Raw genomic sequence first — 8,296 nt, 5'->3', positions numbered from 1 at the left:
GGGGAGCCGCTGGTCAGCCCGAAACTCGAAGCGTTCATGACGGCGGTCGGGCAGATGGGCCTGGAAGACATCAGCCTGACCACCAATGGCCAGTTGCTGGCGAAGAAACTGCCGCTGCTGGTGAACGCCGGCATTCGGCGCCTCAACGTTTCCCTCGATACCCTCGATGCGAATGCGTTCCGCAGCATTGCCCGGGGCGGCGATCTGGCCACTGTGCTCAACGGCATGAGCGAGGCAAGTGCGGCCGGCATGAAGATCAAGGTCAACATGGTGCCGCTGCGCGGGCAGAACCTTGACCAAGTGATGCCGCTGCTCGACTACTGCCTGGAGCGCGGTTATGAACTGCGCTTCATCGAGCTGATGCGCATGGGCCACCTGGCCAACGACTCCAACGCCTTTCTGCAACAGTTCGTCAGCCTCCAGCAGTTGCTGAGCCTGATCGGCGAGCGCTACGAATACCTGCAGGCCGATGCCCCGGTCGATGCGACGGCCGTTCGCTATGAAATTCCCGGCCAGGGTTATTTCGGCGTGATCGCCAACGAGAGCGTGCCTTTCTGCCGGACCTGTTCTCGCTTGCGCTTATCTTCCACCGGGTGGCTGCATGGCTGCCTGTCATCGAGCAATCGCCATTACATCGGCGACCTGCTGGACAAGCCGCGTCATCAGGCGCTGCCGGCGCTACAGAGACTCTTGGTGAAAGCCTTGGGGGACAAGCAGGAAGTGGCGTTCTCTGGTGGCGCGACTGTCATGAAGATTATTGGCGGTTGATCCGGCCTCATCGCGGGCAAGCCACGCTCCCACAAGGTTTTGCGTAAATCCTTGTAGGAGCGAGCTTGCTCGCGATGGCTATGGATAAGTCAACAATGCTCATGAGATGGCGCAAAAGCTGCATCCTACGGCCATTCGCCGGTTTTCCGACACCGGCCTCTGGAGGATAGGATGCGTAGCCTGGTTTTGCTGCTGGCCGTTTTGGCACTTGGTGGCTGCATGAACGTCAGCGATATGGCCGAAGGGACTCGTTACCATATGAGCGATGCGGGGTTGCTCGATCACAGTGACAGCCGTCGCGTAAACAACCTGCGCATCCAGCCGGACTCGTTCGTCTACATCGCTCAAGGCGCTTTCATGCCGCCGGGCAGCGCCGTTTATCCACGGCCCAACGTGATTGCCGAAGTCGCGTTCGATGGCTTCGTCGAATACTTCCCGATGGTCCGCCGTGCCCCTGCGCCGGAAGGCCTCGACCAGGCCATGGTCGAAGCCCGTGCCGCCGGTGCGCACTATCTGCTCTACACCCGATTTGCCAAGTCTGACGACCGTATCGGCAACTCGGACGAGTGGCTGGATCAGGAGGCCCTGGATCGTCTCGGCATCGACAGCGGTATGATTCAGATCATGTTGATCGAGACCAGCACCCAGTATTTGATTGATACTGCGACCATCAAGAGTCGTGGCGGTTTACTGACGTTCCACGATAAAAAACCCGAAGACCTGATGGGCCCGCCGCTGGAGCAATATGCGCGCGGCCTGTTGGGGCTCAGCGACCAGTAATCCCGAGGAGAACGCCATGAGTGGCCCGCAAAAAGCCAACGACTTGCTGGGGCAAATCCCCAAGACCAAAGGCTTGCCGCCGGTGCACCTGTGGAATCCCGATTTCTGCGGCGACATCGACATGCGCATCGCCCGGGACGGCACCTGGTATTACCTGGGCACCCCGATCGGGCGCAAGCCGATGGTCAAACTGTTCTCCACCATCATTCGCCGTGATGGCGATGATTACTTCCTGATCACTCCGGTCGAAAAGGTCGGCATCAAGGTCGACGATGCGCCGTTCGTGGCGATTGCGGTGGACGTGGAAGGCGAAGGCGAGGCGCAGCTGTTGCGCTTTACCACCAACGTCGAGGAAACCACCGAGGCCGGTGTGGGGCATCCGCTGCGTGTGGTCACCGACCCGGTAACGCAGGAACCAGCCCCTTACGTACATGTGCGCAGCAATCTTGAAGCGTTGATTCATCGCAATGTGTTCTATCAATTGGTGGAACTTGCGGTGAGTCGCGAGATCGATGGCCAGCGCTGGCTCGGTGTATGGAGTGGCGGTGAGTTTTTCCCTATCGGTCTTGAGCCCTAAAACTCAACACACGATCTGGCACTGACTTGCCTTGCGCAGCGCCTCAATCAATTCCTGCCAGCGCAATATTCTTCGCCCGGGCTTCTGTCCTCAAACTGGCAACTATTGGTTGTCATCGTCGTCATCACCCGAACTGCCGCTGGTGGTCGAACCGAGTCCGCCGCTGCTGGGTGTTTTGCTGCCTGGTAAAGTCATACCGCCCTGACGTCCTGCATCATTGCCTTGAACCCGTGGGTCGGTGCCGGTGGAGGGCGGCAGGTTGTGGTCGATGGTCGTGCCATTGGTGTTCATGCCGGGGGCACTCTGGATCGCCGGTGCCCTTGGCTTTTCCACCGGGTTGGTCGGGCCGGTGCTCGAGCCGATGGTCCCGGCGATCGCGGCAGAAGACAGCAAGACGGTGAGAACGAGGGCGGTCAACCTAGACAGGATCATGGTGTTGTCTCCAACGGATAGAGTCCTTACCTGATTAGTACGCCCTCGATCTGGATGGGTGCATTATTGGCGACGAACGGCTCAGGCCTGCTCCAATGCCCTGACCGCTGTAGCTCTTCTCCAGATCAACCGGCCCACGGTGATCAACCAGTTGAGCGAAGCGACCGCCAACACCGTGAGCAACAGCGTGGCCATGCCTTGCTCGACGATGATTTTCCCGGCCAGCAAGGGAAAGCCGAACACGCCGATGAAGTACGACAGGCTGAACAGCAGCAAGGATTGTGCGGTGGTGCCGTTCGGCGCTTCATTGGCGGCCAGGCCGTTGATCACCGAGTAGGTCAGGCCGTAACCGATCCCGAGCATCACCGCCGCGAGCACGTAGCTGACGCTGCTGTCGACGACAAAACCGAACATCACGATCGACGCCAGCATCAGCCCCGAAAGCAGGCACGATGCACGGAATGGATCGCGCTTGACCACGAAACCGGCAACCAGCATGCGGCCGCTGATCGCCGCACTCATGAAGCCGAGGAAGAACAGCGAATAGTCGAGCGACCGCGCTGCGGCATAACTGGTTTGAAAGCTCGACAGACCGCCAAACACACAGCCACCAAGGCCGACCATGATGATCGGGAATACTGCCCTGGACGACAGCACCTGACCTGCTGCACGCCAGGAAATCCGCGACACGCTGCTCGATTGCGCGGGCGCCGGTTTCAGTTGTCGATCCAGGCGCCAGAACAGCAGTACCCCTATCAGGCTGGCCAGCGCCGCCAGATAAAACGCCGCCGTCACCGGATAACCGAGCGCACTCGCGGCGCGGCCGAGCAACGGGCCACTGCCGATCCCGGTCATCATGCTGCCCGACAGCAGGGCGAAGTACCTGGCACGCTGTGAGGGTGTCACCAGGCTTGCCACGATGATCGGCCCGAGGGTGTAGAACACGCCCCAGCCCAGGCCCAGCAGCAGCCCGAAAAACAACAGTGGTTGACCGAAGCCTGGAGTCAGGGCGAAGCCCAGGCTGGCCGCTACCAGCAATACACCGAACAGCGCCACCGATCGGGCGGCACCGAGCAAGTCGGACAAATGACCGGAAACAATCACCGCCACAAAGGTACTGAGCATCGCTGTCGAAATCACACTGCCGGCGTCGTGCTCGTTGCCACCACGAGAGCTGATCAACAGCGACAGCAAAAAAGTCGAGCCATAGGACAACGACAACAGGTAACTGGCGAGGCAAAACAGGCCGAACAACTTGGTTGATACAGGGGGTGTTGCGCAAGACATGACGCGGTTCCTTGACCGGGAAAATGAGCAGCGCGGCTATCTAACCACGCAGTGCCCGAATGTTAGGTCCGAGGTTATCGATGCCAGGGTTAGTGGAGGCCGGAGTGAAGATCCATTTTTTGGCAGGGAGCTTTTGTGGCGAGGGGGGCTTGCATGTGGTGAGGGGGCTTGCCCCCGTTGGGTTGCGCAGCAACCCCAATAAGCACACTGGAATCTTTCTGGTGTAATGCGATCGCTAAGAAAGGGCCTGCTTCGCAGGCCAGCGGGGGCAAGCCCCCTCGCCACAAATATCGCGCCGACTTAGTATGGCGTTTTCCTCTTTTGACAAGGCACGTCCATGACGATCGAAATCCGCCCGGCGACCCCCAGTGACGCACCGCAAATCCTCGCGTTCATCACTGAACTGGCCGACTACGAACGTGCCCGCCATGAAGTCATCGCCAGTGTTGCCGATATCGAGCGCAGCCTGTTCAGCGAAGGCGCCACCGCCCATGGCCTGATCTGCCTGCGCGACGGCGCACCCATCGGTTTCGCGGTGTTCTTCTTCAGCTATTCGACCTGGTTGGGCAGCAATTGCCTGTACCTCGAAGACCTTTACATCACTCCGCAACAGCGCGGCGGTGGTGCGGGCAAGACCCTGCTGCGGCATCTGGCGAAAATCGCCTGCGCCAACGACTGTGGCCGTTTCGAGTGGAGCGTGCTGGAGTGGAATACGCCGGCTATCGAATTCTACAAATCCCTGGGCGCGCAGCCGCAGGAGGAGTGGGTTCGGTATCGGATGGATGGAAAAGTATTGCGCGAGTTCGCCGAGGGCAATTGAGCGGTATCCCCTGTAGGAGCGAGCCTGCTCGCGAAGAAATCGAAAACACCATGGGGTGTCAGGCTTTCCGCTTTATCGTTGACGACCATCGCTAGCAAGCTAGCTCCTACAGGGGAATGCATTCCAGGGAGCTACCGTAGGCGGTGGTTTTTTTTTGTCGTCGTCCCAGTATATGGGATTGATATTTATATATTGAGATTATCCAGCGCCTGGGTTTATAGTCCTGCTCACTCACTGCCAAAAACCAAAACAGGTGAAGCGATGCAGGCGCAATTGATCGCGCTCGATTGGGGGACGACCTCACTCCGTGCTTACAAATTGGCTGAAGGTGGCCAGGTGCTCGAACAGCGTTCGCTGTCGTCGGGGATCATGCAGCTGCCGAAAGCGCCGCGAATCATTGCCGGCCGGAAATGCACCGACGGTTTCGAACTGGCCTTCGATGAGGCTTGCGGCGACTGGCTCGATACCCAGCCGGATTTGCCGGTGATTGCCTGCGGCATGGTCGGCAGCGCCCAGGGCTGGAGCGAAGCGGCCTACCGCGACACGCCGGCGAACGTCGCCACTCTCGGTACTTCCTTGCAAACCGTGCGCAGCCTGCGCGGCGTCGATGTGCACATTGTGCCCGGCGTCATCCAGCGTTCGCATTTGCCGAACGTGATGCGCGGCGAAGAAACCCAGGTGCTCGGTGTACTGCAAAACCTGGCGGGCGAGGCGGGCGCTGATCTGCTGATCGGCCTGCCGGGCAGCCACTCAAAATGGGTGGAAGTGGCCGACGGCTGCATCGTGCATTTCGATACGTTCATGACCGGCGAAGTTTTCGCCGTGCTCAGTGAACACAGCATTCTCGGACGCACCCAACAGCGTGGCGCGTCTTTCGATGGCGATGCGTTTGATCGCGGTGTGCGGGTCGCGTTGTCGGCGGACGGTGAAATCGGTCTTCTGTCGACGATGTTCAGCACCCGCAGCCTGGGCCTGACTGGCGAATTGAGCGCTACCGCCCAGGCGGATTATCTGTCCGGCCTGCTGATCGGCCACGAATTGTCAGCCCTGGCCGGCGTGCAACGGCGTCGGCGCAACAGCGTGCACCTGCCTTCGATCATCCTCATCGGTAATACCCAACTCTGTGCCCGCTACAGCCGTGCGCTCGACGCCTGCGGTTTTGCCCGGGTGAGCCTGGCCGAACAGGCCACCGAACGCGGATTGTGGCAACTGGCGCTCGCCGCCGGCCTGATCACGTCCACCGCATCCCGTTAAACCTGCCTGGAGGCCTGACATGCTCAAACAAGCGCTGGCACAAAACGGCCTGATCGCGATCCTGCGCGGCCTGAGCCCGCAAGAAGCGGCGGCCATCGGCGAAGTCCTGTACGCCGCCGGATTTCGCGTCATCGAAGTGCCGCTCAATTCCCCGGAGCCGTACGAAAGTATCCGCATCCTGCGCAGTACCTTGCCCGTTGACTGCCTGATCGGTGCCGGCACGGTGTTGACGCCGGAGCAGGTCGTACAGGTGAAAGCCGCGGGCGGTCAGGTGATCGTCATGCCCCATAGCGATCCGAAGGTGCTGCGTGCGGCGAAAGCGGCGGGGCTGTACCTGTCGCCCGGTGTCGCCACGCCGACCGAAGCCTTTGCGGCGCTGGCCGAAGGCGCGGATGTGCTGAAGATGTTCCCGGCCGAGCAGATGGGCCCGGCGGTCGTCAAAGCCTGGCTCGCGGTGCTGCCCGCCGGAACCATTCTTGTGCCGGTCGGCGGCATCACCCCGGACAACATGCAGGTGTTTATCGACGCCGGTGTCAAAGGTTTCGGCCTCGGTTCCGGCCTGTTCAAACCGGGCATGACGCCTGCGCAAGTGGCGGCCAATGCCAAGGCCTATGTCACTGCCTGGAAAGCCCTTCGCTAAGACTTTTTGGCGCTGCGAGCGCTGCATCCAATAAGAGAGACAAGCAGATGAAAATCACCAAGCTGACCACCTTCATCGTTCCGCCGCGCTGGTGCTTCCTCAAGGTCGAAACCGACGAGGGTGTAACCGGGTGGGGCGAGCCCGTGGTCGAAGGCCGCGCCCACACCGTTGCCGCTGCCGTTGAGGAATTGTCCGACTACCTGATCGGCAAAGACCCACGCAACATCGAAGATATCTGGACCGTGCTGTACCGAGGCGGCTTCTACCGGGGCGGCGCGATCCACATGAGCGCCCTGGCCGGGATCGACCAGGCCTTGTGGGATATCAAGGGCAAGGCGCTTGGCGTGTCGGTCAGCGACCTGTTGGGTGGCCAGGTGCGGGACAAGATTCGTGTGTATTCGTGGATCGGCGGTGACCGTCCGGCGGATACCGCACGGGCGGCGAAAGAAGCGGTCGAGCGCGGTTTTACCGCGTTAAAAATGAACGGCACCGAAGAACTGCAATTCCTCGATACCTTCGACAAAGTCGACCAGGCCCTGGCCAACGTCGCCGCCGTGCGCGATGCCGTCGGCCCGAACGTCGGCATCGGCGTGGACTTCCATGGCCGGGTGCACAAGCCCATGGCCAAGGTGCTAATGAAGGAGCTTGATCCATACAAGCTGATGTTCATCGAAGAGCCGGTGCTCAGCGAAAACTATGAAGCGCTGAAAGAGCTGGCGCCGTTGACCAGTACGCCGATTGCCTTGGGGGAGCGGCTGTTCTCGCGCTGGGATTTCAAGCGTGTGCTCAGCGAAGGCTATGTCGACATCATCCAGCCGGATGCCTCCCATGCCGGCGGCATCACCGAAACCCGCAAGATCGCCAACATGGCCGAAGCCTACGACGTGGCGCTGGCGCTGCATTGCCCGCTGGGTCCGATTGCGCTGGCGGCCTGCCTGCAACTGGACGCGGCCTGCTACAACGCGTTCATCCAGGAACAGAGCCTGGGCATCCATTACAACGAGAGCAACGACCTGCTCGACTACGTGAAAGACCCACGGGTATTCGACTACGACAAAGGCTTCGTGAAGATCCCGAACGGCCCGGGCCTGGGCATCGAGATAAACGAGGAATACGTGATCGAACGCGCCGCCATCGGCCACCGCTGGCGCAACCCGATCTGGCGCCATGCCGATGGCAGTTTTGCCGAGTGGTGAGTGCGCTCTGACCCACACAAATCCCCTGTAGGAGCGAGCTTGCTCGCGATGACGGCGGCACATCCAGCATTGATGTGACTGACAGATCGCTATCGCGAGCAAGCTCGCTCCCACAGGGTTTAGCGCCAGTCTTTAGAACGACCTCAATAACCATAAGAAGAGGCACCCCTCATGCAACCGCAAACCCTCACAGGGCAGGCGTCGTTGGTGACGCCCAGTCGCAAGCGTTTTTTCATCATGGTCCTGTTGTTCATCACTGTGGTGATCAACTACCTGGACCGCAGCAACCTGTCGATTGCCGCCCCGGCATTGACCAGTGAATTGGGCATCGATCCGATTCACGTCGGCCTGATCTTCTCTGCCTTCGGCTGGACCTACGCCGCGATGCAAATCCCCGGCGGCTGGCTGGTGGATCGCGTGCCACCGCGCATCCTTTACAGCGTCGCCTTGCTGCTGTGGTCGGTTGCCACGGTGATGCTCGGCTTCGCCGGCAGCTTCATCGCGCTGTTCGTGTTGCGCATGGCGGTCGGTGCCCTGGAAGC

The 8,296-nt window shown here is 60.5% G+C and carries 10 protein-coding genes; 8 read left to right on the top strand and 2 right to left on the bottom strand.

The features are described from left to right. The 3 genes from PMI29_RS16680 to PMI29_RS16690 all read left to right on the top strand — a co-directional run. Positions 1-768 (top strand): GTP 3',8-cyclase MoaA (locus tag PMI29_RS16680; RefSeq protein WP_007997388.1); only part of this gene is annotated, 768 nt, incomplete at its 5' end. Positions 769-939: 171 nt separating this feature from the next. Continuing rightward, positions 940-1,548, top strand: coding sequence for a DUF4823 domain-containing protein (locus PMI29_RS16685; RefSeq protein WP_007997387.1), 609 nt, complete (start codon positions 940-942; stop codon positions 1,546-1,548). Between the two features lie 16 nt (positions 1,549-1,564). Further along, positions 1,565-2,125 (top strand): DUF1285 domain-containing protein, encoded by a 561-nt coding sequence (locus tag PMI29_RS16690; RefSeq protein WP_007997386.1) that lies wholly within the window; start codon positions 1,565-1,567, stop codon positions 2,123-2,125. Positions 2,126-2,227: 102 nt separating this feature from the next. On the opposite strand, the gene PMI29_RS16695 is transcribed toward PMI29_RS16690, so the two are convergent. Beyond that, on the bottom strand, positions 2,228-2,557 hold the full coding sequence (locus tag PMI29_RS16695) for a hypothetical protein (RefSeq protein WP_007997385.1): 330 nt from the start codon (positions 2,555-2,557) through the stop codon (positions 2,228-2,230). Between the two features lie 81 nt (positions 2,558-2,638). Next, on the bottom strand, positions 2,639-3,844 hold the full coding sequence (locus PMI29_RS16700; protein WP_007997384.1) for an MFS transporter: 1,206 nt from the start codon (positions 3,842-3,844) through the stop codon (positions 2,639-2,641). Positions 3,845-4,181: 337 nt separating this feature from the next. Between PMI29_RS16700 and PMI29_RS16705 the strand changes: the two genes are divergently transcribed. The 5 genes from PMI29_RS16705 to PMI29_RS16725 all read left to right on the top strand — a co-directional run. Continuing rightward, entirely contained in the window at positions 4,182-4,664 is a 483-nt protein-coding gene (locus tag PMI29_RS16705; RefSeq protein WP_007997380.1) for a GNAT family N-acetyltransferase, read from the top strand. Positions 4,665-4,925: 261 nt separating this feature from the next. Then, on the top strand, positions 4,926-5,918 hold the full coding sequence (locus tag PMI29_RS16710) for a 2-dehydro-3-deoxygalactonokinase (RefSeq protein ID WP_007997378.1): 993 nt from the start codon (positions 4,926-4,928) through the stop codon (positions 5,916-5,918). Positions 5,919-5,937: 19 nt separating this feature from the next. After that, entirely contained in the window at positions 5,938-6,558 is a 621-nt protein-coding gene (locus tag PMI29_RS16715; protein ID WP_007997377.1) for a 2-dehydro-3-deoxy-6-phosphogalactonate aldolase, read from the top strand. A gap of 47 nt (positions 6,559-6,605) precedes the next feature. Further along, a complete protein-coding gene (gene dgoD, locus PMI29_RS16720; RefSeq protein ID WP_007997376.1) occupies positions 6,606-7,754 on the top strand; it encodes a galactonate dehydratase in 1,149 nt (382 codons plus the stop codon). 171 nt (positions 7,755-7,925) lie between these two features. Next, positions 7,926-8,296, top strand: a 371-nt coding sequence (locus tag PMI29_RS16725) for an MFS transporter (RefSeq protein WP_007997375.1), incomplete at its 3' end; no start/stop codon positions are given.

It is taken from the genome of Pseudomonas sp. GM49 (assembly GCF_000282355.1).
Taxonomy (GTDB): domain Bacteria; phylum Pseudomonadota; class Gammaproteobacteria; order Pseudomonadales; family Pseudomonadaceae; genus Aquipseudomonas.
This window is presented reverse-complemented; position numbering and strand designations above follow the sequence as displayed.

Bases quoted from the DNA above. Each gene is read 5' to 3' on its own strand.
- PMI29_RS16685 (WP_007997387.1), top strand. From the start codon at position 940: ATGCGTAGCCTGGTTTTGCTGCTGGCCGTTTTGGCACTTGGTGGCTGC.
- PMI29_RS16690 (WP_007997386.1), top strand. From the start codon at position 1,565: ATGAGTGGCCCGCAAAAAGCCAACGACTTGCTGGGGCAAATCCCCAAG.
- PMI29_RS16695 (WP_007997385.1), bottom strand. From the start codon at position 2,557: ATGATCCTGTCTAGGTTGACCGCCCTCGTTCTCACCGTCTTGCTGTCT.
- PMI29_RS16700 (WP_007997384.1), bottom strand. From the start codon at position 3,844: ATGTCTTGCGCAACACCCCCTGTATCAACCAAGTTGTTCGGCCTGTTT.
- PMI29_RS16705 (WP_007997380.1), top strand. From the start codon at position 4,182: ATGACGATCGAAATCCGCCCGGCGACCCCCAGTGACGCACCGCAAATC.
- PMI29_RS16710 (WP_007997378.1), top strand. From the start codon at position 4,926: ATGCAGGCGCAATTGATCGCGCTCGATTGGGGGACGACCTCACTCCGT.
- PMI29_RS16715 (WP_007997377.1), top strand. From the start codon at position 5,938: ATGCTCAAACAAGCGCTGGCACAAAACGGCCTGATCGCGATCCTGCGC.
- dgoD (WP_007997376.1), top strand. From the start codon at position 6,606: ATGAAAATCACCAAGCTGACCACCTTCATCGTTCCGCCGCGCTGGTGC.